At 67.7% G+C, this 452-nt stretch carries 1 protein-coding gene; it reads left to right on the top strand.

Going from position 1 to position 452, the window contains the following annotated elements:
* Positions 1-452: IS256 family transposase (locus I8N67_RS41990; RefSeq protein ID WP_200309672.1), on the top strand; the 452-nt coding region annotated here is incomplete at both ends.

Here is a 452-nt window from a genome sequence, read left to right as displayed (position 1 = left end):
CGCACCGGCGCCCTGGACGAGATGGTGCTCTCGCTGACCGCCCGCGGCATGACCTCCGGAGAGATCGTCGCGCACCTTGACGAGGTGTACGGGATGAAGACGTCCAAGGAGACGATCTCCACGATCACCGACAAGGCCCTGGACTCGATGAACGAGTGGCGCACCCGCCCGCTCGACGCGGTCTACCCGGTCGTCTTCGTCGACGCCATCCACGTCAAGATCCGTGACGGGCAGGTCGCCAACAGGCCGATCTACGTGGCCATCGCGGTTACCGCCGACGGCTACCGCGAGATCCTCGGCCTGTGGGCCGGCGACGGCGGCGAGGGCGCCAAGTTCTGGCAGCAAGTCCTCACCGACCTGCGCAATCGCGGGGTCAGAGACGTCCTCATGCTCGTCTGCGACGGGCTGTCCGCCCTGCCGGACGCGGTCGCGAACGTGTGGCCCCAAACCGT

The sequence above is a fragment of the Streptomyces adelaidensis genome (assembly GCF_016598475.1).
Taxonomy (GTDB): domain Bacteria; phylum Actinomycetota; class Actinomycetes; order Streptomycetales; family Streptomycetaceae; genus Streptomyces; species Streptomyces adelaidensis.
Note: the sequence above shows the minus strand (reverse complement) of the source record. Positions and strands in the feature narration are given on the sequence as shown.